Consider the following 24,315-nt stretch of genomic DNA (forward strand, 5'->3'; position numbering starts at 1 on the left):
TATATATCAATCAAATAACATATAAATAAAAAATAATTTAAATTTATCCTGAGATAGTCTCAAAAACGCATTTAACACCCAATCCAGACGTTCATTAGACTTTGGTATACTGCGTAGTTTTGGGATGAAAACTTCGCCACGAATGCCAAAATTCCTGATACGCTTTCGGCATGGCGTTTAGTCGCCGACCCTCCAGCGGCCCGGCTATGCAGTGCCCGCGCCAGGTCCAGACCGAGTGCGTTTCGAGATCCGTCAATTTTCGATCAGCGTATTGAAAGGTAAGCGTCTGTACGCCTAAACGACGACTCCACGCCCCAAAGGACACACTATCGGGCGACAGCGCCAGCATCACCGGCTCGCCCCCTACTACGTCGTTCAGTATACGTTTCGACTGGAGTTGATTCCAGTCATACGCTTTCGCAAAGCCAGCCCGTTCGACACCAATAACCCACGATTTGGGCTGCCAGGAAGCGGAGTCACGCCGGGTAAGTTTTCCTTTAGACAGGCCACGTTCATACCGTTTCATGCTCTCAAATTCATCAGCAAAGGCCGGGTCAGCCTGTAGTACCCGCGTGTTGGGGTGTTCGGCTGCCCATTCGCCGAGGGTCATCTGCCGTGCCGACAGTTCACTAATTATCTTACCCTTCATCGGCCCTACCACCGCTTGGCCCGTTGCCTGGCGCCACCACGAACCCGTCCGTTTATCTTCAAACATGGCGTTGAAATGATCCATACCTACCAACCGAAACTCGTCGGCCTGACCTAGTACGAACGGACTGAATACGCGCCCGGTGCGGCAAACGGTACAATAGGTAACCATAATTGGTTGGCCGCCCACGGTATCACGTACCTGATGATGATAGCCAATCAATTGAATTGGGTAGGCGGTAGCCTGGCCTAACGCTTCATATCCAAGCACTAGTTTAGACAGTGGAATTTTATTCTCGTTCATCGGCACGACACGCTTGGTAATCGGCTGCTGAAACATCTGATCGGCCATCATCTGCCGGTTGACCATGTACACCACTCCGCCGTAAGCCAGCAACAGACCGCCCGCTACGTAGCGCTGCCATGTCCGGCCCGGTCGAAAAATGAGCTGAAATGCCGGATAGGCTGCCAGCAGCAACCCAACGGTACGTAGCCAGCCAATGTTTTTGTGCAGCCAGTAAGCCAGTTCGACCCGACCAAGGGACGCCTGATCGGGAGCATCAGCATCGAGCCCGAGTTGACTGCCCGGAAACGGCATGATGAAATAAACGCGCAATAGCTCAATGGCTATCAATAGGATAACCAGCAGCAGAAAAACTAAAAATAACCGCTTCATGGTAAAAAAACTTCAGATTCTAATGTTAACAGCAATCTCTACTAATCATCCAACGCCTGATAAACGAGTACGTCGAACTTTCTATCCAGCTCACCACCGTAGCTGGTTCCCCACATTTGTTTCATCAGCACGACGCAGATATTCTCTTTGGGATCAGCAAAATAGTGCGTACTGAAAGCGCCACCCCACGAAAACGTACCCACACTGTTTACATCTTCCGAATGACCTTTTTCGTTAATCACTTCAAAGCCAAGACTGAAATAACTGTTTGCATCCGGGAAAAGCGTTCCTGTCTGGTTTGTATTGGTAAACAGATCAACCCCTTTCCGGCTCAGGAGCCGTTTTCCATTATATACCCCCTTATTCAAAAGCATTTGCAGGAAAATAGCGTAGTCATAGGCGGTGCTGGATAAGCCTCCTCCACCCGAAAAGTACGCTTTGGCGCCGTTAACCGGATAGTCGGGGTCGGCCGTTAAACCCTGATTTGGGGCCAGTTTAACAAGCTGCTTTTCTTTCGTTTCCGAGTAAAGGGGCACGAGTCGGTCTTTTTTTGAGTCGGGCAGATAGAAGTACGTATCCTTCATGCCCAACGGCCCAAAAATTCGGCTTTGAAAAAACTGGTCCAGCGGCATCCCCGATACGACTTCCACTAAATAACCGAGTACATCAATACTGAGTCCATACGTCCATTTTTCACCCGGCTGATGGTTCAGGGGGAGTTTGGCCAATTTCTTCACTACGTCCCCGATTTTGATATTCTGCGTTGTGAAAGCGTCGATGATTCCTGCTTTGGTGTATATCGCACGCATCCGCGGATCGCTGGCGATTACGTTGTAATTGAGGCCCGACATATGCGAAAGTAGATGCCGGATGCTGATCTCGCGTTTGGCCGGAACGGTCGTGAACGTACTGTCTTTTTCGTTGTATTTATCGAGAACAACCGGCTTGGCAAAGTCGGGAATGTACTTGCTAATAGGCTCATCGAGCATGATTTTCCCTTCTTCATGCAGCATCATTACCGCCAGCGACGTAACGGCTTTGGTCATGGAGGCTATCCGAAAGATAGCGTCTTTGGCCATTGGCTTATTGGCTTCAATGTCAGCTTTCCCGAAGGCTTTATGATACACAATCTTGCCGTTTCGCACCACAATAGCGGCCACACCCGGAAACGCCCCTTTGTCGATGTACGACTGAATCAGCCCGTCAATCCGATTGAGTCGTTCGGGGTAGAACCCGACGGATTCGGGCGAGGCTGCGGCTAAGAGTGGCGGATTTTGCCTGGTATCCGTCTGGGCGAAACCCGACAAGGTCGTTATCGAAACCAGCAAGAGCGTACGTAGAATGGAGCGAAAAATCATATGGAGGAGGGCTTTGGCTGCGAGTTAATTGGTACTGCGTTTATGATTCAATTGTCCACGTCTTTAATCGTTGGTCGACCATCCTTTTTTTGCGTTTCATAGCTCAGTTTAAACGCGCTTAAGTTGGGTACGTACTTTCGTTTTCGTTTCAGCTCGTACTGGTAGATCGTTTGCCCGAGCTGGTACATAAACGGTCGGCCTATACTGTCGAAATCGTATTTATCGTCGTTCAGTATGCCATCGCTATTGACATAGACGGTAGCCGTGAGCATATACTCGACCTTATTTGTAAAATCCACTACGTACGAAACATCCGTCAGAAAACCGTATGCCCACCCTACTTTATTGAATACCCGAACGCCCTCGGGCATCTGGTGATGCAGGCTATCCATAAAAAAGAATTTTACGTAACTATCGTAATACTGCTTCGCGTCGTATTTAGGGTAGTTGGTTTCGCCAGGGTATTGCGAAAGGTATTGATAGAGAAACCGGTAATCATCGTTGGTGAGGCTGAACCGCTGTTTGGGTGAAACAGACTCCGGAAACAGTACGGATTGCAGGATCTGCTGCAGCGATTCGAGGGGCAATTTATTCCGTTCGGTGAAATTAAACGGCTCGTGCACCAGGCTATCATTGCCCGTCATATATCCTTTTCCAAGCCTGGCAACACGTCGAAAGTCAAAAGGAACAGTATTGAATGCCGCAGGTTGGGCGTAAATTAATTTTCCATCGGGCTGAATGAACCGAACCGGGTTCGTATGGCGATTCTCATCGGCAGTCATTCGAACAAATCGATGCGTAATGCGCGTATCCAGATAGCCTTTTTCATGCAATGAGCGATTGATTTCACCCTGCCCGACAAATTCATACATGCGGCTGTAGGCGTCGTTGTCGCTTACCAGAAACGCTTTTTTGATGAAATGTGCAATGGATGGGTAGCCCGTTTCCGACGTTTCATCGCGCCACTCCTTCGTCTGCTTGCTATAGGCGCTATCGAATTGCATCGCCGTAAACTTGGTTACGTTCGGGTTCTGCATCCGGTTCAGTTTTTCGAGAGACAGCAGCGCCAGCGGCAGTTTTACAGTAGAAGCCGGGTTGAAATATTCCGTACTGTCGACATGAAAATAGTAGTTCCTGAAGGATGGGGTATTGTTTTTATCCCGGTCTATCTGCGTGTAAATAACCTGCAGCCGGTACGTATCGGGATGCTGGATAACCTCCTGAAAAATGGAATTCTGGTTACCGGCAGCCAGTTTCTGCAGCCATCCATCTGTCTGGACCTGACCGTAGCTGACCGATGCCACTACTGAAAACGAGAAAAAACTGGTAAGAAATCCTGTGAAGCCCTGCATGGGCAACAAAGTACAAACCAGTCAATGGATTTGCAAACCAGTGAACCAGGGACAAATTGAATAAAGAGCCGACGGGTATTACTGTACCAGTTCGATAAAGAGCCGGTCGAGGGTTTCGCGGGCATCTTCGCACAAGCCCGGATGAACGGGTGAGGTTTGTATGATGGTGCTACGTGTGGCGGTAAGCCACCTAAAGCGTTCCGCAATCGGAAGTTTAGCGATTGCGCCCCCTAGAGCCCCGCCGGTACAGATTTGCTCGAAGGTATGTAGCCGGTCGGCCAGTTCCTGACTGTCCAGCTCGCCCGAAAACGCACGAAGCCTAACGTCGTTGACCTCCACTTTTGCCTGCAAAAACCGCTGTGCGCGGCAATACAGAATAACGCCAACGTTCAGAAACTCCTGACGTTCAACGCGCGGCACAAACCGGATTATAGCGTACTCAAATAAGTGCTTTTCTGGCATCCTTCGCTTCGTTCACAAAAATTTCCGATGAGGCCAGGCGGTCCTCTAAAAACCGGGTGTAAATCTGCCGCTGTTCAGTCGGCGATTCGGATATCGTAGGGTTGGTTAACCATTCGTCGGGCACCAGACTGACTATCGCAGCAATACGCTCGGATGTCAGACGCTCACGAAAGTCGGCATCAACTTCGTCAAGTTTTGTTGCAAGGGGCAGCAATACGTGATCCTTGATCTGCGTAAATGGGCGCCGACTCTGCTCAGGCCAGGCTGGCCCGGTATGATGCACGTACAGAGCCGCCCCATGATCGATCAGCCAAAGCTCCTTATGCCACATGAGCATGTTTGTATTTCGTACCGTACGATCAACGTTCATGACGTACGCATCGAGCCAGACAATCTGCGAAGCCAGGCGAGAATCAAGTGTGGTCAGGACCGGATCGAACGTAACGGCACCCGACAGATAATGGAGTCCCAGGTTAAGCCCCTCGCTGGCCCGCAACAAATCCTGAATTTCCTCATCAGGCTCCGACCGTCCAAAGGCAGCATCGAGCCTGGCAAACACAATTTCCGGCACTTTTAATCCGAGCGCCCGAGCGATCTCACCAGCAATGAGTTCAGCAATAAGTGCTTTCGCGCCCTGCCCGGCTCCACGAAACTTTAGTACGTACAAAAACCCATCGTCGGCTTCGACAAGGGCGGGCAGCGAACCCCCTTCTCGCAGGGGAATAACGTAACGCGTAACATCGACGGTTCGGAGTTCTGGCTGACGGGATGCTCTCAAATTCATAATGGGCTTTGCCTACTTACTGCAACCAGTTAAGTTGCCTGTGAGTTGCCTGACAAACAGATTGCCTGCTGCTTCGCCCCAAAAGTACGACAGGAATCACACAGGACGACACTGTGCCCCTACCCGTTCAGGCGTTAACCCACTTATTGATTGTCTACGCTTAACAAATCAACTATCTGCTACACGATCATTGATACGGCCAGATTAATCTGATACTGTAGCCGTTCAAACTGTACCCTGTATCTGGTCAAGGACTGCGGGTCGCGCGTCGACTCCGCGTAAATGACTTGCAGTTGCTCCACAGCGGTTTCACTACTGATTAATAAAATAGTGTAAGCAAGGGAAAAACCGGGTTTATCCGGCCTCAAGATTCGTAACTTTTTAGCCAGTCGACAAAGCTTTCTATGTCGACTAATCAGATTATCGGGCCCCTGTTCGGCGGCTAACCGCTGAATCTGATCGTTTTCAGCTTGTATCTGACCAATAAGAGCATAATTAACCATAGATCGGGCGAGTCGCTTTTCTTCTCTATACGCGTGATTCTCGCCCAATGTGTCATACCTGGCAATTTCAACCGATTTTCCGCCATTTTCGACCAAAAAAAGGGCAAAATCGACAGTTCATCGAAAAACATACCCCTCAATCGGTGTTACTGGTAATTTCGATTAGTTAATAAAACGAAGCCAAAAATTATAGTCAGTTACCTATACTACTACGTAAATCATCATGTATACAACACCTTCCATGACGGATTCAAAAATTGACCAGGTTGCTGCGGCTATTGAAGCTATTGCTCATCCCTCTCGTCTGCAAATCCTGCTGGCTCTATCCGAAACGCAGTCTCTGCCCGCATCGGCGCTACAACATCACCTACAGCTTAGCGTTCCGGTTCTCTCCAGCCACCTGACTCATTTAACGGATCAACGGCTGCTCAGTCTCCAGCAGCAGGACAATGAGCCGTACTACTCGCTGGCCAATACGTCCTTACAGAAGGTGGTAGCCCTTATACAAACTACCTATCTATAGAATCTTTGGGTTTACTGTTTATAAAGTGTGTGTTAAAACGCTCGGTTCATCATGAAGCCGGGCGTTTTTATTTGCTATAAACTGGGGCACGCAACAAATGCTGATTACCGAACAGACGATCTGTTCGGCTCGCTCATTTTGGATACAGGCCCTTTTTTATTTTTTGTGTTGTTAATTATGTTTTTTCCAGGTAAGTTTATAAACAATCTACTCCATGTATCAACTCGTCTTGATCTCTGATCGGTATGGAATTTACTCATGCGCCAACTCAGTCGATTATAGAGTCTATTCATTACCCGGAATGGACGATTGGCCAGTGGCAAATTGCTTTCCTGTTTTCCGAACGGCTACTCGCTGACCTAAAGAAAATCTCCCGGCTGTCAAACTGGTATGAAGATCAAATCGTAGCGGCAACCTACGTAGATCGGGCTAATTTATGCTTTATCAGTATTAAGAAATACCATGCCATGTTTGGCAGTTTACCCCAAATAGGCGACCGGCTGTTCGATGAAGACACTGGCCTTTTTGTTCAGGAGCGGTCGATCAATGGTCGCCAGATGACCATCACCTATACACTCAGCAACTGACGTTGCCTTCATAATCCATTTTATCGAGTTCCTTTCCTGACAAACGGCGGTAACGCTACGTTCCATCCCCAATTGAACCGATTAGCAGGGTTCTGATTTGCTCAGCTTTCCAACTTTCATGGACCGAAATTTAGCAGGTGGTTTAATCGCCTGAAGGAAAGACAACTACTTGAAAAAGAAGCGAAATTATCCTGGTTAATCAAAAGCTACTCAACTGACTATCTGTACTTTTTGCCGTCTATGTATCTGAGTGGTTTTGACGTAACTCAATAGTTAGATAGCAGCACAAGCCCCCGCAACGTAACGGGGGCTTGTCTTTTTCCTGATTAATTCACGGCAGCCAAACTTTTGGCATGTTCCGGCTTGAGTACAATCAGGTCAGGTACCGATTTGCCCTGGTTGATTTTAAAGACAAGATTATCCAGCAACCGCATGGCCCAGTCTGGTATGTACTTGTCGGAAGTCTGAATCATCACTTTCGGATACCGGTACAGATCGCGTCCTAGGCCAAACTGAACAGCGCAACGTTTCATGGCATCGGATACGCCCCCTTTGACCGGCTCCACGTTGGTACGGTTGGCGGCATCGGATTTTGACACCTTACGGCCATCAGCCAGCGTAACAGTAATCGTACAGAGAAAGCCCTCACCTACTTCCTGAAACGAATTTTCCCAGTTGTCCCAGCCAAACTGGGCGTCAAACCGTTCCATCACCGACCGGTTGGTCACGTAAGGCACAACGATTAATTTCTGACCATCTTTGGTCTGATTCTGTACCCGCCATTCGACTTCATCGGGACGTATTGGCGAGGTTAATTTATCCAAATCCATAGCAGTTGTTGTTTACTTTGTTCCTACACAAATATAACCGTAATTCTGATTTTTACAATGTTTTTAAAAACACTTTTCTCGATGGTTATAAAAATGTTTTTTTATATTTGTAGACTATGGAAATTCAGCCCAAACGAAGAGGTCGGACCAAAAAATCGGACGCTGCCAAAAAGAAAGCGCATCAGGTCTACGCGACCGATTTGGAATGGCAAACCATCATTGCTAAAGCTACGGCAGCGGGCAAAGAGATAAGTCCGTATATTATCGAGAAGGCGTTGCGGTAGGGTTTTGTTGGCATTGAGTAGCAACAACGTCTGTAGATTATTCACTACGTCATACATACACCAGCCCGGTCATTACCAGCGACCACAGCCAGGCGAGCCAGTGCGAGTGAACACAAAAAAGCAACCTCCCCTTCCCGGCAGGTTGCTATCCAATCAATTCCTCATAAACTCAATACCATGCAGGTAAACCAAAACTACGACCGTTCAGAACGGTCGTAGCTGTTTTTTCGATGAAGTTACGGCTTCACCCGATTTTTGGTAGAAACCGTTCGACGGTTAGCGCCTGTTAACGTGTAATAAGGAATATAATGGGATCGGATGTCGTATATAGCGACTCGTTAACCGCTCGCTTATACTGGGCTAGTAACTGTGAAAATTCGGCGTAGCTCATCGGTTCTTCGAGCACCGAGGTCTGCGCAATCCTGCCAGGGATTTGATTGTCTTGATTCATGAAGTGAAGAGGATTGAATAGTGAGTTTAGGCAGGTACGATAGTTGCACGTATAGGGTTGCTTTAAACTAGAAGAATATATTTTTATTACTATATTATGATGTTATACTCTACTTATAAAGGCTCGCTGAAAGGCGAAACTGGATTGAAAAATATATTAAGAATTGATTAATTCTGGTGAGAACAAATGCACACACTGTGACTCTATGCTGAATAGTCAGTCCGTAGGGCAAAAAGTAAGTATTATCATTATCTCATAACATCGATGAAATTATCTACTATACTAACAAACAGAAGACTCATATTAAAAAACAAGTTACTGGAAGAGAAAAAGTTACGCGCCAACCTCTATCTTAATCGGGCAATAGACCTCTATCAAAACCACAAGTACACCGATGCTTTGCTGAACTGCAACCTGAGTCTGGATCTTGATAGCACCAACCGGGAAGCCTATCGCGTTCGTGGCTTAATCTGGTATCAGTTAGGGAATATTCAGGAGGCTGGTAATGATCTACAGCAAGCAGCACGACTGCTTTAATGAGTTTACCGAAAAGAGTAAGTCAACCAATAAGCTACTCCGCGAAAATGTCCGACCTGCTTGAATCAAGCATTTTAGTTAATTATTACCGTTCACGTAGACCAGGTTATCAAAGTGTACCTATGATGCATGAACGTTACTGGTAAACTACAGTAACTAACTCAAAAGCCCAGTTCGTCTTGAAGCTGGGCTTTTATTTCACCATCAAGATCTCCACCCAACGTATCGTTTACCACCTTGACAGATAGGTTTGCTTCATTGGCCAATCAGGATTATTCAACAGTGAAGCAAGCCATAACTTGTCCTGTCCATACCGGTGATTTAATTTATCGGCTTTTTCCGAGACCGATACGTGCAGAAAGAGCAAGATGGTTAAGGTACTATATAATGAATTTTACCTACGCAATTTCTCCCCATCTCTGGTTTAATACGAAGTCAGGGCATGAATGATTGTTATCGGATATCGTTATGATTAATAGAATCGGCTAATAGTTCGCGGATAGTCTTCTAATTGAACAAAGAGCTCGTTTTCCAGCCGCTTTGCCAGATTATTTGACCTGAGATTAGAATTTATAGTAATCTATTTTTTTTAATTAGAATCATTAACAATTGCCTATATATTTGCTCTACGTGCAGGTAACGGACATCGCTAACCGTGAGATAGCGGAAGATCTATCCGCACCAGAGTCTGAATGTAATTAGCAATGGTGTCGTTTTTATAGAAATGTCTTATCTATATTAGTATACGCATCCTATCGAAGATCTATTAGATATCTCAGCATAAGCACACTCATGAAACCAATTCACGATGATATCTCAGTTGACATGGTGAATGACGAGCTTGCTCTGCTAAAAAGTCCAGAATTCCTGACACGTCTACGCATTGAGGAGTTGGAGTTAACGGCCTTTTCCGAAAAGCAACTCCAGAACCAAACTGACCTAATTGGTCGGTATCATCCCTCCTCCTTCCAAAAATACCTCATCCACTTTCAAACCAAATCGAGCCGACCAGTTGATGAAAAGTGGCTGTTTCTCTATGAACGCAAAGACATAACGGCTAAACGGGTTGCCCAGGCTATTTTTGATGAACTGTCTGGCACACCGGTGCCGGACCAGAAACAGGAGCCTGGCCGCGAGAAAAACTACCTGCCACAGGCCCATACGCTGCTGCCAAGCCTGGCGATCTTGCTGGCGGATATGGGCATCTGCCTGCTGAAAGCAACCGCTCGGGAGTCAGGAGTATTCTTCACCTATGCTAACCTCATCGCCTATAGCACGATGGTAGCGACAGTAGTCTTTATTTACCTCTTTTTTTCCAGTCCAGCTTTCCACCGACTACGTTATTTATACGCCCTGCTGGCCATCTGCCTGGGCTGGTTAGGTGGAATGGGGATTAGTCTATTACACCAACAAGGGTAAGTAGTACAACGGAGAATTAGAAAAGTCAGGAAGGGCTAAAACAAAAAAGCAACCCACCTATTCGGCAAGTTGCTTTCCAATCAATTCCTCATAGACCTTAAACTCCTTCCTAATCCATTCCGATTAGTGGTATAAAGCTACAATGGACCAGTTGGCATACGACTTAGTTTTCGATGAACAGTAAAATTTCAGCCATTTTCAGCACAAATCGGGCAAAGTTTTATTATCCCTTACCAATAAAGAGTAACAACGCACTCACTGTATTATCAGCTCGATAAATTGACTCGTAAACCGCTCGTTTGTATCGAGCTTGCAATATCATGAACTGGGCGTAACTGAGGGGCTCTTGACTCAAGACTGGCTTTGTAGTTCTATCGGATGTTGGCTTATTGGGGTGCATCAATAAAAAGTTGAAATGGTGAATTTTTGATACATACGCAGTTCTCAGATACATAGTTTTATGTTCATTAAATAATATATTTAGGTTTAATCAATTACCGGTTAAGGAAATTGATTAAACTGATAAACAAAAAAGCAACCCGGCACATGCTGAGTTGCTTTCCGCTTCTATCCACACCATTGTAAGGCTGCTTGAAGTCAGCACTTACTTGATGGCGTAAATGTAAGATACATCTGTATTTATTTTGTTAAAACCAGGTTATAACGCTATACAATAAAAAAAAGCAACCCACCTCACTGGTAAGTTGCCCACAAAAATTTCCGCATGCCTAGTACCCGCACACACGGGATCGATTAAATCGTAAAGCTTAGATTTCAGGACGAATAAACATTTAAACGCTACAGCAACAGCGTAAAAAGCAAACGTGTAACTTCTTTTGATCAAGAAGTTACACGTTCTATCAGCAGAGAGGAAGGGATTCGAACCCTCGATACGGTTGCCCGCATACACACTTTCCAGGCGTGCTCCTTCAACCACTCGGACACCTCTCTATTTATTCGACTTTGGGCTTGATTTGCAACCGCTTTTGCTCACCAATCGTTGATTTAGCTCTCTAAAAGAACTACCAATACGGTCGTTATCGAGAATGGGAACGCAAAATAAGGGAAAGAAATCGGGAGTTGCAATTCGAGGCTGTAGAATTGATTGATCGTTTTGACTAGTCTGACCAGTCAGTAGGCAATGCTCCCCGGAAGAAATTTATTAATGGTCAAGCGTTTATTCGTGGGCCTGGGCAATTATTCTCTCAGTTGTTGTGTCGACCGTATACTTTATTTCAGCTGGATTATTTTCAGCTAAAGTGACTTTGTTTCTTTTAAAAGGTCTATGGAGCAGTTAACAGCTAAGTATTTCGGAATACGCACGGCTCACCTCACAATCGGTTCAGAATATGTGTAGCAAAGGTAATACGCCTTGCCAACCAGGCTTTGTTAAGCAGCATTCATGATTCGTATAGAACCAGATACGTAGCCAGTTTACGTAATAACCAACCTATGGGATTAATAAAGGCGTCCATTTCTGATGGACGTTTTTTTATAGTATATCTACTACCGTTTTCTCTGGATTATTATGGCCTAGCTTGTATATTTTATCCGAAAATCGTACCGTCAATCCGCGGTTATATCCAGTAAGGTATAAATAGTTAAATCAATAAACTACAACTTTATGGGCAGGCCTGTAAGATTATCGACTAATTCGTGCAGTTTTCCAGCGTATTCCGAACCCAGTGAGTAAGTTGCTGATAGCTGTGATTTTTACTGAGCACCGTTTCACTTCCTAGTTCATAACAGCGTTTTATATCGGCAGTTCTGGCATAGGTTGTACGCATGGCAACAGGAATATCCTGCCAGTCGGCATCGTTTTTAAGGACTTGAAGCACTTCCAGGCCATTCAAAATAGGCATGTGCAGGTCTAACAAAATCAGATCCGGAAGCTGGCCATCCAGGCGATGGGTCAGTCGGGTCAGTAATTCACTGCCATGACTGATGTATTTTAACCGGAAGTCAGACAGTTGTTTGGCAAAAACAATCCGAAGCAACAGGTGCTCATCGCTATCATCATCAACTACGTAAATCAAAGGGCTGGCGAAAGGTGTCATTACGTTTATCTGTATAAGTTTGGATGTACAAAAAAGAGTTACGATGGGTACTCGATGACTTTTGAAAGCTGAATGAATTCTTCTGAAATCAGAGTTTTTTTCCTGCTTTTAATGACTATTTGTATAAATGACTATTGTATTTCTCCGATCTGATTTCTCCAAAACCAGGTTCGTTCAATCGAAAATTTTTCCTATTTAACTACGTCAAAATTATAAATGACCATTGTTTCAAATAATGAGCTACGTCAGTTAGTCTACTGACATTCCTCATGTGTACCAAAGAAATCGACGGGGTGAATACTGACGTTAAAACCTTTGATAAGTCAGAGTTTCGACTGAATTTTCGGGCAGTGTAGATTCCCCGATTTCTCGGAACACTATACCAGCTGATTGCGGGAATGATAAAGCTACACCTGGCGCCGTAATCGGCGAATGAGCCGTAAGAAAAGAATAAGAATAAACAGGATGATCCACATCCCGAGAACATCGAGGGCGACAATAACTATTGCTCCGGTCGTTGGGTACGTGTTCCAGATGCGCACGTACAAATCCGGGAAAGCAGCTCGAAAAATCAAAGGGGTAACTAATAGCCCCAGAATAAGGGCAACGGCAACTCGCTTTTTCATGAAGGAGGATTGTATTTCTTTCGTTTTACGAACTTAGGGATAACAAAGAACCGGTTGTTATTCCTTAACGACGTTGACATAGATGGCCAGCTCATTGCGCTTGCTTCTATAATACGAAAGCCCTTTTACCATTGCCTCATGCAGCGTATGCGCTTCCGAGGAAGCAATACCTGGGCTAATGAGCGCTATGGTGGTATTTAATCCTTCGATTAGTTGATCACATTGTAGAATCCGCTCCTGAAGCAACTGCTTTTGTGTATTATGGTTGCTTCTGGCTTTTTGCTCCTGTTGGCTCATGACTGATAAACATGTGGATAGTACGCGACAGACAAGCTAAACGATCAAACGCTTTTTAGTTCGTCTTTTTTTCCACAAAGTATAGTATATCCCTCGACTACTCTTCTTGCTATTTATCAAGCGGTAGTCACTTGTTACCAAACGGACAATTACCCGTACATACTTGTTAGTCAGACGGTTTTGCTTTATTTGAGCAGAGGCTAGCTAACGTAATATGGGGATTTACGGGCATTGGTAAGCCTGATCGTCCGGCAACTGACTACGAAGAAGTCATTCACCGGCCAACAGTATTGCGAGCGCCTTTACCAGATAACTATCTACCAGCGAGTAATAAACTTCTTTACCCTGTCGTATACTTTTCAGAATACCCCGATCTTTTAGTTTGGTCAGATGCTGCGACAGTTGCGGTGGCTCAATTGGAAGTTGACGCAACAAAGTCGATACATTCAGGAAGGGTTGTTGGGCAAGCACTAACATGATCCGCAAACGCATTGGATGGGCCAGTGTCTTGAGGATTTCAGCTGCCTGCTCTGTTTTAACATCAATCATTGTACAAGTATCCATATGGCAAATATAAGCAAATTTTATGTTACCTTTAATGCAAATTAATAAAAAAATGTATTACAATTTGTTAATAAATTAATTATTCGGTATATAATTTCTCAATCGGGTAACTTACTTTTGTAGAGCAGATTACGCAGGACTTTACGCGTAGCGAATAAGTGGATAATCGGTTGGGATGTAGCCCGTTCTGTATCGAATAACAGAAAGTTATGCTAATAGGCTGCGACCTACTGTACACTTGAGATTCTACCCAATCTGTGCGGAAGGCTAACTGATAAGAATAAAAGAAATTAAAGGTTATGAGGATAAGTAATAAATGCCCGGCCATAATGAGCCGGGTGTTTTTTTAAGTTATCAACAAATTACCAATCTCCTATAATCTGCTCCACAGATTGCAGCCTAAATCTATGACGGATTTAATAATCTGAGTAATAACCCTACTCCTGTATTTACTACAGATTAGTGTAACAATACTTTCATTATATATATCTTTTTATTTAATTACCGAATAATAAATTAAAACCATATTCTACCCATATTTGTAACCAATAAGTTACAAAATGAAATAATAATACTAACTTTGAACGTTTACTTAACCCACCGCTAACACATACTATGAACGGAGTACATGCTGACGATGAGATGAGTCGGCAATACCTACCCCCGCCTGCCACACCCAGTTTCGAAGCCCTCTACAACCAGTACGTCGACAAAGTCTATCGACAATGCCTGGCTATGACCCGCGACTCGGAAAAAGCCCAGGACTTCACCCACGACATTTTTATCAAGGTCTTCAATAAGATTGATGGCTTCCAGCAACGGGCCAGCTTATCGACCTGGATCAATACCATTGCCTACAACTACTGCGCCGACCAGATTCGTCTGGCCCGCCGACTGCCCACCACCTCGCTGGCCGATGAGCTGGGCGATTACGTACCCGATACGGGGGAGGTGCTGCTTCAGGAGGAGACGCTTCAGTTGGTCAATCAGGCTCTGGCCAGCCTGGCACCAGCCGAGCAGCAGTTGTTACGCCAGAAGTACGAAGAAGGGCTTAGTCTGGAGGAGTTGGCTGATTTATACCACATCAAGTTGAGTGCGGTCAAGATGCGGCTCAAGCGCAGCCGGGAGAAGATTCAGCTCTACTGTGCCCAACACCAGCCAGGATAACCTTCAACTGTCGGGCAAGCGATACACGACAATCACTTCTTATTCACAAGTTACGTAAAAAGGCTCCTATAACTGAGGGGCCTTTTTACGTATACATTCATTTTTCTAAAGCAATGCCTTTAGCGCTAGTGGCAGGGCGGCATCCAGCAATGAATAATTAATGTCTTTCCCTTGCCGTTTACTGGCTAGTATACCTGTATCTTTCAGTTTAGTCAAATGATGCGACAAGAGCGAAGGTTCAATCTGGAGTTGTTCCTGCAAGGTGGCTACCCGCATGTGGGATTGTCCGGCCAGGGCGAGTACAATGCGCATTCGGTTGGGATGGCCAATGGTTTTTAGTATTTCGGCCACCTGATCAGTTTTTGAGTCAATCATTGAGTAAAAAATGTAGGCGTAAAGCACTCCAGCAATAAACGTAGAAAGGCGTTATATCTTATGTCAAGCGCCTACCTCATACTACTCTATCGCTACGCTATAAATTAGTAAGACCTTTTATAATATTTATTACAATACAAATATAACGAATATTAAGATACTATAATAAAGATTAAGTCAATTAAATATCCCTGTATTTACTCCGCGGACAATAAAAAGCAACGTCAATGATTGGCTGCCCGCTAGGTTGCTGAAATAATGATTTAGTAAGGATAGATACTTGCAGAAAATACTCTCAGAAGTAAGGTGACACCGTTGCAGAAATTGACGTCGTAAACTTTTGAGTCTGCTTATGACCTTGAATTTCATTGGAGACACTGACTGAAGAATATACGTATCTCTTGATAGGTTTGTGAGCCGTTATTAGTCAATGACCAACGTAACGAGGGCAGTAGGTAAGCAAGTATTTGCCCATATATTACCTAAGCGACAGAATCAACTCATTTAGGGGTTCGTAAGCCTGTTGATGAATTGAAACGGGTTAACACAAAAAAGCAACTCACCCTCCCAAGTAAGTTGCTTTCCCTAATACTCCTCAACCTCTAATCCTCTTATCTCGATTAGGTGATATAAAACTAATATGATTAGGAAAAAGTGTGGTAGACTTTTCGATAAAGCGTAGGCATTAGCCGTTTTTTGGTAGAAAACGCCGGAAATTTAGCGCGAACAGGCGGGCATTGAAGACGGACCTAACTTTTGAACAGGGCACTCAAGTACACACGGAAAAATATAATAAGTTAAATAAGCAGTACGGATCGATAATCAATATATCAGTACCAACAGTAAGATTGCTCATGTGCTGTTTTTTTAACGACTAGTTCCCCGCCAAATCAGCTGTCGAACCGTCTTGATGGATAGGTGGGATGTGGTGAGTGACCTCTTTAAATGGCTGATAGCTTATGAGAACCTATCTTATCGTCCCACGAAGAGTAACCGCAAGGTCAAGCAGTTTCATTGAGACGATAAGCAAATCACAGGTCTGGAATGCTGTTAGTGTTGGCTGAGTCGTAACCAGCGTCATCACATTGCCTTGGCCGGTTTGACTTGGCGCTGCTTCAAACAACTAGCTCACCAAACTAAGTAAATGGTTTATCAACTCAAGCAGGACCTATTAGGTAACTAGCTTCGTCAAGAGTTGGCGGAAGCCTTCATGGTGCCTTTCGTAAGTTTATTTAAATAATTACTGAGAACGAATGCACCGTTTTAGGGTGACCACACGTGTCATAGATAAATGTCATTCGCCCCTTATTTAAGACAGATCCGGAAGTTGGAACTGTAAGTGTGGTTGTTCGCTTGCAAGCCTAACGCGCATTTAGAGATAATTTTTGAAGTACGATTACTCGGTTAGCGGTATTTAAGTTGTCTACATCAATTATTCGGCCATATCGATCCAATACAAAGACCGGTAACGGCTGGCTATTCATTAATAGATTCATGGCGGCACGTATAATAATCGCCGGCGATCCTTAATTCTATAGAATACAGCAACAAGGTAACTACACCTGCAAAAGTTACAGGACTTTAGGACCTCTTAAACCAAGAATCAAGCGATGATGCTTATGGCAAGTTTCTGGAACTAAGACCTGAAGTGTTTGACCTCATGGAATCGTTTGAAAAGCCGCTTACCGCCACCAAGACAATTCGAGATGCTCAGAAAGCTTATTTCAAGTCACGGCGAAGGGAGAACAGGTATGACGTTTCCAAGCTAATTGTCGAACGCCAGAATCTCGAAAAAGGTATAGCGTACGGGCTAGTAATGTTAGCCCTTCCACCTACTCAACAAGAACTATTCCAAGACATACAGGCAACTGTACCAATGCATCTTGACTGCCAATTCAGATACTATATTCATAAGTAAAAACCCTTTTTTCCTTCTCAAATTACTCGGAAACACCATCAAAGCACAATGGTACTTTTTTCCGTTTAATAATTTCAGTTTTCCGTTAAAGCCGTTGACTGTAATTTAGGCCGTATTATCTACTGCTCTTATATAACCTGTCTACTTATTATGAATCGAATAGCGAGCTTAGACGGCATCCGCGCTGTATCTATTTTAATGGTTTTACTAGCTCATGCCCAACTTTCATTTCCTCATTTTATCGCCTATCACCCCGCTTATGACTACATTGCTAATTCACGATTAGGGGTCAAGATTTTTTTTGTCATTAGTGGTTATTTAATCACCCGGCTGCTTATGACAGAGTTTGCTAAAACTGGACAGGTCAGTCTAAAACAGTTTTACATACGACGCATTTTTAGAATATTTCCCGTTTTCTATCTATATATACTAGTTGTTCTGCTGCTAAAATGGTATGTTGTACCAGATATTTTCACCAACTATTCCCAGGTTGGCGTGGCAGCGCTATATCTTTGGAATTACAAACATCTCCTTATTCAGAACATTCCAACCGATAAAGGCAACTGGTTTTTTGGCCATTTTTGGTCGCTCTCAATGGAGGAGCAGTTCTATCTGCTTTGGCCTATTAGTTTTATCAAACTGTCCCGACGTACATTAATTATATCTACTGGGCTGATCATTGCCCTTATGCCATTTGTGCGATTGGCAACCTATCAATGGATGCCATCTTCCCGCGGCCAAGTGAGTATGATGCTTCAAACAGGTGGCGACGCCGTTCTGATAGGATGCCTTGGAGCACTTTTGGAAAAGCAACTTCTCTCAAAGCAAATACTAAAAAGCAAAGTTGTTATAATACTGGCTGCACTTTTTATTTTTGTAATAGACCTCTACTGCTCACACCGTTTCGGTGGTAAATACAGTCTGACAATAGGCATGAGCCTAACCAATGTTTGTATTCTGATATTGCTATTTTGGTGCATTTACGTGCCCTCCTTCGTGTCACGGCTACTTAACAGCAAACTAATGATTCACATCGGTATACTGTCGTATTCACTCTATATCTGGCAGCAATTATTTTTGAGTCATACCACGCACGCTTGGGTAAATAAGTTTCCTCAGAACCTAGTTCTAGTGATGGTGGTCGCGCATATTTCTTACTATCTTATTGAAAAACCAACAATGTCGTTACGCCATTATTTCAGCAAGAAACAAGTTCTTACTGCTCCGGAAGCTCCACTCACAGCCATTCCGCTAACGGAAACAAAGCTACCAAGCTAGGTTTTTGGATTCCCTACTAATACAGGGAATAGCACTAGTTTGAACGGTCCGATTACAGGAGTTAAACTATGAACTTGCTCTGGATGACGAGCCGTTCATCAGTGATCATAATCCAAATGTTGGCTTATACGATCCAATTCAAAGACTGTTGGTTAAACGGGTCAAATACTTACAGCAGAAAACAGAAAAAATTGACGAACAATTGGCTTAAGCCATTCTTATTTACATAATAAAACAAACGCCCTTGTCACTGACAAGGGCGTTTGTTTTACATATTTGAGGTTAACAGTAACCATGGGAAATCCTTTCACCGCAAATGAGTTGAAGCAGTTGCTGTGTATTGTGGACACCTCACCTGCCCTGCCAGATTATCCGTTAAACGAGATTCGGGAAAAGTACGTAGTTTGTGGTCGAAAGCTCTGGACAAGGAGCTTACCCATAATCCACACAATCCTGATGATCACTCACGAAACGCTCCTTCGGCTCGGTTTCACTGAGCTTTGCAATCGCCCACTTTGTTACGCCTACCGAGGTATATCGGGTAGTCTCGATCCCATACATGGGACCTTCTACTTCCATCAATGCAGCCTAGCCATCAGTCAACAATCTGATCTAAAATATATGAAGATGCTAATTGATTATCAGTGTGAGAGCAGCCTTGCCCCCTATCCAAGTCATATGAATTAAAATACACTTAGAGGGTAGTATAGCCTAACGCTGATCAACCGGTCCAGACAGAATTTATTTATCTGGGTGCCATCTGTCTGACGCAGTTGAACTACGTGCAACTCACCCAGATACGCGGCTACTCTTTATATATTCTGGTTTTGCCAGTTTTCAGTTGATAGTCGTCCATTTTTGGGTAAAAATTCGTGGAGACTGAATTAGTTTAAACTCTAATTCGGCTAAACAAAACAAAAAGCGCAACACCCCGATGAACAAGGCATTGCGCTGCATTTGGCAGAGAGCGAGGGACTACTATAGTTGTATTATACTACCCCCATACACCTCAACAGAATCCAATTATACAGTTTTTTCGCCTTTTAATAATTCTATTTAGGTCTATGTAGACGCAAAATTATATTTTTGTTGCAACTCATTTGAAACCGGTTGCAATGGCACTTTCCCTTAAAATTATTCTCCACAGCAAGATTTACCACGACGGCACGCAGCCGGTTATGCTCCAGTGCATTGTCAGCTCCCCTACCGGTACCATCTGGAAACGCAGGATGATCTGTAAGGTAAAATCTACCCAGTTTGACAAAGCTACAGGACGAGTAAAAAAGAATCACCCCAATCAAACTTACCTTAATGTAAAAATTGCCGAAGCGTACAATGAAGCCCAGAAGCGGCTTTTAGACACCGAACAGCGGGGCTTTAAACCCGATCCGGCGTATATCCTTGCAACCGGCGTTGCAACAACTTCCCAGGCTGGCAAGCTGCTGGTGCACGGCCGGGCTTACATAGTGGCTTGCCAGCAAAAAGGCCAGTATCATACGGCCCTGAAGTATGCCGGCCATTTGAACCGGCTGGCCGCTTATTTGGGCAAAACCAATACGGGTGAGCAAATCGATATCTATCTGGATGATGTCGATGAAACCTGGATACTGGCCTGGTCGGTCTGGCTGAAAAAGAACGGCACTAAATCCGCCAATACCCTGCACCGTCGAATGGCGTTTATAACCACCCTCTTCAACGACGCCAGAAAACGCGGACTTACCAAGGCTGACTCGATGGCCTTTTTAGAATTCAAGGAACAGCGGGTTCGAAAACCAAAATTAACGATTGAGCAGTTGGATGCCTTACAGGAAATGCAACTAACCGGCCTGCAGGCCGACGCCCGTAATACGTTCATGCTGCAATTCTTTGCCTATGGAACCCGGATCAGTGATGCCTTAAACTGGAAAAAGTCGGACGTACGCCAGGAAACGGACGCCTGGTACTTATCCTACACCAGCATGAAGACCGGCGATCTAATTGATGTGCGCTTAAACCCAAAAGCCAAAGAACTCATTGCGTCTTATTTAGAAACCGTGCCGGGCGAATTCCTACTGCCCTGGCTGTCTAAATTTATCCCGAATCCAGTGCTTACCGATCAGGAAAACAAAGGGCGGCTCATCGAAAAGATCGAATCCCAAACAGCCCTGATCAATAAATACCTGAAAGCAATTGCGCAAAAGCTCGGCTTTCCCCATAAGCTGACTACGCACATTGCCCGCCATACGTTTGCGACGCTGGCCGACAGTCGCATATCCGATAAACGGAAGATCAGTGCGGCCCTGGGCCACAGCCGATTTGCTACGACGGAAGTGTATTTATCCGAGCTCCGTCAGAGCGACGTAAACGACGCGATGGAAGCAGTTTGGCAGTGACCAGCTAAGCGCTAAAATGCAACTTTAGGTGCGTTTTTGACGCAAATCGGCATTCATGATAGCGAGATACTCGGTGATTTGAAGGTTTGAGTGGACAAATTCAAAATACCGTACCCCGGCCTCGTACACCTGCTCTTGATTACCAGTCTTCACCGCTAGCCGGTACTGATCTTCAAGTTCAGCCTTATACTTCCGGATCGTACGATTTTCAAGGAGAACCAATGGTGTAATAACCGCAGCGAAAAAAGGAAGCAAGTAAAAGGCGTTGATAAGCGTCTGCATGGTCAGGGGTGGTAAGCGGGTTGTGGCACTCACTGATTTAGTAGTTTCTTTTTCTGAGCCTCAAATTCGTCTTTGCTCAATACGCCCTCATCCATCAGTTTTTTTAACTTGATCAGCTCATCGGCCACACTGAATGAGGGTGGTTGAGATGGTTGCGAGTAGGCTTGCCGAAACTCAACGGGCGGCAAAAGCTCACCTGCTTCAATCGCGTTGTCAATCTCAATCATATAGCGCTTGATGCCGCCTACACTGCCAATGATCACAGCTGTATAGCCAGATCGTTTTGTGCCAATGGATTTAATATCTTTAATAACAACCCGCTTGTCAGCGTATAGACTCGGCAGGTATTCTTTCACCTTCCGGCCGTTGTAATCATTGGCTGAAAAAAAGCTCTGTGGGTTCACATAAATGAAAGCAAACGCCTTATCGAACATCGAGCCCCGGCCCAGTTGGAGCGTGTCACCCGTTTTGATAACCCATCCATCAACGGACGTTTGATAACCAGCTACAAAATACTCTACAGGCTGTTGGCTGTTATTTAGGTCATCTCGGGTAATCGGTCTACGTTGAGCTTGCACCGACTGGGTTAAACTGACTAAGTAAGCGATTAGGAAAAGGTGTTTCATGGTTGAGTAAATTAGTTAATGTTCACTTAACTCGCATTCTGATTCTAGTATCCTTTAAAAACCCTTAGGTTCAGATTTGGCCATCGACAGTTTAAGTAGCTCGGTTATACATTAGGGTTTGCTGTAATACGTAATGACACTACCAGTAATAGCCTTTTGAATAATAGCGGCCATTTCGATAAGTTGCAAAAATCCGGCTCGTTGCATAACTGTGTTACCTCTTCGGTATTCGACCGGAAATGAATCTGCCTCAGCAGAAGCTCCACCCAGGGTGTACCGAATGGTATTGCGTAAATTCCCGGTTAGTCTGATCGAATTGTTATGGACAGAGAGTTGACTCGTCAGCAAATAGGAAGGCCATTTCCTGAGCGGCTTCTCTTCTATAAACATGGTCAGGGATTCTTTATCAGCTTTGAAAGTATAGCCTGCATTCAGCAGGGACCGCCCAGCCAGTCGGTATAGTATGGAATCGGGCTGGGTAGCCCGGATCTCAATTAGTTTATCCCCTTTGGTCGGCTCCAGCGATTGCCCCGCCAGGATGACAGGAATAAAGAATAATACAGTAAAAAGTAGCCTCATAGATAAAAAGTAGGTTTAAAAATAGTCTAAGCACTGTTGTCTTAAAGCCCGGTGATTATGCGAGGTACCCTTGCGGGTTATCGTATTTCTATATTTCGCTACGCCAGGCGAGCCACGCGTTTGTTTTACGTAGGTTAACTTGTGTATCGTCGGTAACAGTATTTGACTAAGTCGGGATTGGCTTTCCCACTGTAAGAGGCATTAACGGTGAATACCAATTAAAAAATGAGATTTACCTATCTCTCTACTTTCTTATCTAGATCGCATTCTGATTCTCATAGCCCTTCACTAAAAACAGATTCAGAATATCCACCTTATCTATGTCCCAGTCCCCATAGTGCTTGTTATGCGATACCAGCTTAACCTTTGTTTCGTCGTCGGGATGTTTGTGGATATACTTTAGCAGTCGGTACCCTTCCAGCACAACCAGGTAGATCTGGCCAAAGTCAATGTATTTTTTATTGGGAAGCTGATAGACGTAAAGCCGGGAACCGGGAAAGATCCGGTCATACATGGAGTCTCCTTTTACGTTGCAGGCAATGCAACCCCGGTAGTGAGGGGCGTAGATATAGCCTTCTGGCGATTCATATACATCATCGAAGTACAGCTCTATTTTCCCCGCCGTTATCTCGACATCGTAATATGGGATGTAGAGCTCAGCGTCTTTTTCGGGTAATTGAGATAGATAAAGTTGTATTTTTTTGGTGGGCAGTAATGGCGAAAGTCCTCTATCCGATTTTTTACTCTTCACATCTAAAGCATCGTCACTAAGCAAATCATCAATAGTAACATCATATATTTTAGCTATGCTAAGTAATGTTTCCGATGATGGTTTATTCCTATCTGTTTCATATTGTGAAATAGCACCACTTGTAACACTGAGCAATTGTGCTACATAGTCCATTGTCCACTTTTTATCTACATTTTTCCGGTCAAGTCTTAACTGCTTAAGCTTCTGGCCTAAAGTCATTTCGGGCGTGTCTACAAACATTTACTTAGTTATTGTAAAAATATTTAGTGTGGATTGTTGATTTTATATAGTTCCACTAAGTATATTTGCTATCACTTAGGAACGATAGCAAACAAATCTATGTCAAATGCAATCATAGCGCAAGGATTAGTTACTGAGGGGCGTCTAAAAAATACACAAGCGTTTCGTGATGAGTATAGGCGGTTGAATTCGGGGGAGCAGATGGAAGTGCAAAAAGCTTTCTGTCAGCATTATGGCATTTCGTCGCCTGCCTTCCGGGCCCGGTTGTCGGGGGATACCCGCGTCTCCGACAGTGAACTGGTCTGGTTCAAAAAGCGGGTAGCAACCTACTTCCCAGCGTAAGCCCCAGCCCGTCATGGAAATCATAACCCTTCCGGCTGATGAGGTAAGAGCCCTGCTCAGCGAATTCAAAAATACCGTTGCTGAGCTTATTGCCGCTAAACGGGAACTCGAGACGTATAAAAACGACAAGTATGTTGGTTGGGACTGGGTTTGCCAGTACCTCGACGTCGAACGAAAGGCCGCTCGCATGATGCTCCAGAACGAGAAGATTCTTGTCTACGGCCGTAAGATCAAAAAGTTTCGCCGGTCAGACATCATTCGTTTCGCGGAACGCCATCAGGTGAAAGTGAAAGATATACCGGCCTGAATCATTCAGTCTGTGCCGATTGGTAATCAAAAATCTTAACGATACTCTCTGGTCCTCTGGCGACCAGGAGGCAAGGTGTGGATAGAAGCGGAAATGCCGGGGGCATTGCTCCCGGCCCTT

The 24,315-nt window shown here is 44.7% G+C and carries 27 protein-coding genes and 1 tRNA gene; 10 read left to right on the forward strand and 18 right to left on the reverse strand.

Annotated features, from left to right (window positions below; all coding sequences use genetic code 11):
* Positions 1 to 94: 94 nt before the first annotated feature.
* The 6 genes from LN737_RS19195 to LN737_RS19220 form a co-directional block, all read right to left on the reverse strand.
* Positions 95 to 1,324, reverse strand: coding sequence for a DUF3179 domain-containing (seleno)protein (locus tag LN737_RS19195; RefSeq protein ID WP_405511439.1), 1,230 nt, complete (start codon positions 1,322 to 1,324; stop codon positions 95 to 97).
* Between the two features lie 41 nt (positions 1,325 to 1,365).
* Positions 1,366 to 2,682, reverse strand: a complete 1,317-nt coding sequence (locus LN737_RS19200; protein ID WP_405511440.1) for a serine hydrolase — start codon at positions 2,680 to 2,682, stop codon at positions 1,366 to 1,368.
* 47 nt (positions 2,683 to 2,729) lie between these two features.
* Positions 2,730 to 4,034 (reverse strand): serine hydrolase, encoded by a 1,305-nt coding sequence (locus tag LN737_RS19205; RefSeq protein ID WP_405511441.1) that lies wholly within the window; start codon positions 4,032 to 4,034, stop codon positions 2,730 to 2,732.
* A gap of 78 nt (positions 4,035 to 4,112) precedes the next feature.
* Positions 4,113 to 4,496, reverse strand: coding sequence for a DUF3037 domain-containing protein (locus tag LN737_RS19210; RefSeq protein ID WP_405511442.1), 384 nt, complete (start codon positions 4,494 to 4,496; stop codon positions 4,113 to 4,115).
* A complete protein-coding gene (locus tag LN737_RS19215; protein WP_405511443.1) occupies positions 4,474 to 5,280 on the reverse strand; it encodes a HipA family kinase in 807 nt (268 codons plus the stop codon). The genes LN737_RS19210 and LN737_RS19215 overlap by 23 nt, the downstream gene beginning before the upstream one ends.
* A 179-nt stretch (positions 5,281 to 5,459) precedes the next feature.
* Positions 5,460 to 5,783, reverse strand: coding sequence for a hypothetical protein (locus LN737_RS19220; RefSeq protein ID WP_405511444.1), 324 nt, complete (start codon positions 5,781 to 5,783; stop codon positions 5,460 to 5,462).
* A gap of 223 nt (positions 5,784 to 6,006) precedes the next feature.
* On the opposite strand from LN737_RS19220, the gene LN737_RS19225 reads away from it, so the two are divergent.
* Both LN737_RS19225 and LN737_RS19230 read left to right on the forward strand, forming a co-directional pair.
* Positions 6,007 to 6,306, forward strand: coding sequence for a helix-turn-helix transcriptional regulator (locus tag LN737_RS19225; protein WP_405511445.1), 300 nt, complete (start codon positions 6,007 to 6,009; stop codon positions 6,304 to 6,306).
* A gap of 245 nt (positions 6,307 to 6,551) precedes the next feature.
* Positions 6,552 to 6,893, forward strand: a complete 342-nt coding sequence (locus tag LN737_RS19230) for a hypothetical protein (protein WP_405511446.1) — start codon at positions 6,552 to 6,554, stop codon at positions 6,891 to 6,893.
* A 326-nt stretch (positions 6,894 to 7,219) separates the two neighbouring features.
* On the opposite strand, the gene LN737_RS19235 is transcribed toward LN737_RS19230, so the two are convergent.
* Positions 7,220 to 7,723 (reverse strand): Rad52/Rad22 family DNA repair protein, encoded by a 504-nt coding sequence (locus tag LN737_RS19235; RefSeq protein WP_405511447.1) that lies wholly within the window; start codon positions 7,721 to 7,723, stop codon positions 7,220 to 7,222.
* Between the two features lie 116 nt (positions 7,724 to 7,839).
* Between LN737_RS19235 and LN737_RS19240 the strand changes: the two genes are divergently transcribed.
* Together LN737_RS19240 and LN737_RS19245 are read left to right on the forward strand one after the other, a co-directional pair.
* Positions 7,840 to 8,007 carry a hypothetical protein gene (locus tag LN737_RS19240; protein ID WP_405511448.1) on the forward strand — a complete coding sequence of 56 codons (168 nt, stop codon included), beginning with the start codon at positions 7,840 to 7,842 and terminating at the stop codon, positions 8,005 to 8,007.
* Between the two features lie 715 nt (positions 8,008 to 8,722).
* Complete coding sequence (locus LN737_RS19245) at positions 8,723 to 8,995, forward strand: hypothetical protein (RefSeq protein WP_405511449.1); 273 nt, start codon at positions 8,723 to 8,725, stop codon at positions 8,993 to 8,995.
* Positions 8,996 to 9,224: 229 nt separating this feature from the next.
* Here LN737_RS19245 and LN737_RS19250 read toward each other — a convergent pair whose 3' ends face one another.
* A complete protein-coding gene (locus LN737_RS19250) occupies positions 9,225 to 9,362 on the reverse strand; it encodes a DUF4113 domain-containing protein (RefSeq protein WP_405511450.1) in 138 nt (45 codons plus the stop codon).
* 425 nt (positions 9,363 to 9,787) lie between these two features.
* On the opposite strand from LN737_RS19250, the gene LN737_RS19255 reads away from it, so the two are divergent.
* Complete coding sequence (locus LN737_RS19255; RefSeq protein ID WP_405511451.1) at positions 9,788 to 10,414, forward strand: hypothetical protein; 627 nt, start codon at positions 9,788 to 9,790, stop codon at positions 10,412 to 10,414.
* A gap of 864 nt (positions 10,415 to 11,278) precedes the next feature.
* Here LN737_RS19255 and LN737_RS19260 read toward each other — a convergent pair.
* The 5 genes from LN737_RS19260 to LN737_RS19280 all read right to left on the reverse strand — a co-directional run bounded on the left by LN737_RS19260 (position 11,279) and on the right by LN737_RS19280 (position 13,943).
* Positions 11,279 to 11,365, reverse strand: a tRNA-Ser gene (locus tag LN737_RS19260).
* A gap of 698 nt (positions 11,366 to 12,063) precedes the next feature.
* Positions 12,064 to 12,471: a response regulator gene (locus LN737_RS19265; RefSeq protein ID WP_405511452.1), complete on the reverse strand. Its 408-nt coding sequence runs from the start codon at positions 12,469 to 12,471 to the stop codon at positions 12,064 to 12,066.
* A gap of 407 nt (positions 12,472 to 12,878) precedes the next feature.
* Positions 12,879 to 13,097 (reverse strand): hypothetical protein, encoded by a 219-nt coding sequence (locus LN737_RS19270; protein WP_405511453.1) that lies wholly within the window; start codon positions 13,095 to 13,097, stop codon positions 12,879 to 12,881.
* 57 nt (positions 13,098 to 13,154) lie between these two features.
* On the reverse strand, positions 13,155 to 13,394 hold the full coding sequence (locus tag LN737_RS19275; protein WP_405511454.1) for a hypothetical protein: 240 nt from the start codon (positions 13,392 to 13,394) through the stop codon (positions 13,155 to 13,157).
* 270 nt (positions 13,395 to 13,664) lie between these two features.
* Positions 13,665 to 13,943 carry a helix-turn-helix transcriptional regulator gene (locus LN737_RS19280; protein WP_405511455.1) on the reverse strand — a complete coding sequence of 93 codons (279 nt, stop codon included), beginning with the start codon at positions 13,941 to 13,943 and terminating at the stop codon, positions 13,665 to 13,667.
* A gap of 630 nt (positions 13,944 to 14,573) precedes the next feature.
* Here LN737_RS19280 and LN737_RS19285 point away from each other — a divergent pair.
* Positions 14,574 to 15,125 carry an RNA polymerase sigma factor gene (locus tag LN737_RS19285; RefSeq protein WP_405511456.1) on the forward strand — a complete coding sequence of 184 codons (552 nt, stop codon included), beginning with the start codon at positions 14,574 to 14,576 and terminating at the stop codon, positions 15,123 to 15,125.
* Between the two features lie 105 nt (positions 15,126 to 15,230).
* On the opposite strand, the gene LN737_RS19290 is transcribed toward LN737_RS19285, so the two are convergent.
* Positions 15,231 to 15,500, reverse strand: coding sequence for a metalloregulator ArsR/SmtB family transcription factor (locus tag LN737_RS19290; RefSeq protein ID WP_405511457.1), 270 nt, complete (start codon positions 15,498 to 15,500; stop codon positions 15,231 to 15,233).
* 2,068 nt (positions 15,501 to 17,568) lie between these two features.
* Between LN737_RS19290 and LN737_RS19295 the strand changes: the two genes are divergently transcribed.
* On the forward strand, positions 17,569 to 18,696 hold the full coding sequence (locus LN737_RS19295) for an acyltransferase (protein ID WP_405511458.1): 1,128 nt from the start codon (positions 17,569 to 17,571) through the stop codon (positions 18,694 to 18,696).
* A gap of 1,115 nt (positions 18,697 to 19,811) precedes the next feature.
* Complete coding sequence (locus LN737_RS19300) at positions 19,812 to 21,068, forward strand: tyrosine-type recombinase/integrase (protein WP_405511459.1); 1,257 nt, start codon at positions 19,812 to 19,814, stop codon at positions 21,066 to 21,068.
* Positions 21,069 to 21,092: 24 nt separating this feature from the next.
* Here the strand turns inward: LN737_RS19300 and LN737_RS19305 are convergent, their stop codons facing one another.
* The 4 genes from LN737_RS19305 to LN737_RS19320 all read right to left on the reverse strand — a co-directional run bounded on the left by LN737_RS19305 (position 21,093) and on the right by LN737_RS19320 (position 23,546).
* Positions 21,093 to 21,350 carry a hypothetical protein gene (locus LN737_RS19305; protein ID WP_405511460.1) on the reverse strand — a complete coding sequence of 86 codons (258 nt, stop codon included), beginning with the start codon at positions 21,348 to 21,350 and terminating at the stop codon, positions 21,093 to 21,095.
* 29 nt (positions 21,351 to 21,379) lie between these two features.
* Positions 21,380 to 21,976 (reverse strand): SHOCT domain-containing protein, encoded by a 597-nt coding sequence (locus LN737_RS19310; RefSeq protein WP_405511461.1) that lies wholly within the window; start codon positions 21,974 to 21,976, stop codon positions 21,380 to 21,382.
* Positions 21,977 to 22,087: 111 nt separating this feature from the next.
* Positions 22,088 to 22,555, reverse strand: coding sequence for a hypothetical protein (locus tag LN737_RS19315; RefSeq protein WP_405511462.1), 468 nt, complete (start codon positions 22,553 to 22,555; stop codon positions 22,088 to 22,090).
* Positions 22,556 to 22,811: 256 nt separating this feature from the next.
* Entirely contained in the window at positions 22,812 to 23,546 is a 735-nt protein-coding gene (locus LN737_RS19320; protein ID WP_405511463.1) for an XRE family transcriptional regulator, read from the reverse strand.
* 99 nt (positions 23,547 to 23,645) lie between these two features.
* Here LN737_RS19320 and LN737_RS19325 point away from each other — a divergent pair, with 99 nt between their 5' ends.
* Both LN737_RS19325 and LN737_RS19330 read left to right on the forward strand, forming a co-directional pair.
* Positions 23,646 to 23,888, forward strand: a complete 243-nt coding sequence (locus LN737_RS19325) for a hypothetical protein (RefSeq protein WP_405511464.1) — start codon at positions 23,646 to 23,648, stop codon at positions 23,886 to 23,888.
* Between the two features lie 13 nt (positions 23,889 to 23,901).
* Positions 23,902 to 24,195, forward strand: a complete 294-nt coding sequence (locus tag LN737_RS19330; protein WP_405511465.1) for a hypothetical protein — start codon at positions 23,902 to 23,904, stop codon at positions 24,193 to 24,195.
* Positions 24,196 to 24,315 lie beyond the last annotated feature (120 nt).

The organism is Spirosoma sp. KNUC1025 (assembly GCF_045160025.1).
In the GTDB taxonomy this organism is placed as follows: domain Bacteria; phylum Bacteroidota; class Bacteroidia; order Cytophagales; family Spirosomataceae; genus Spirosoma.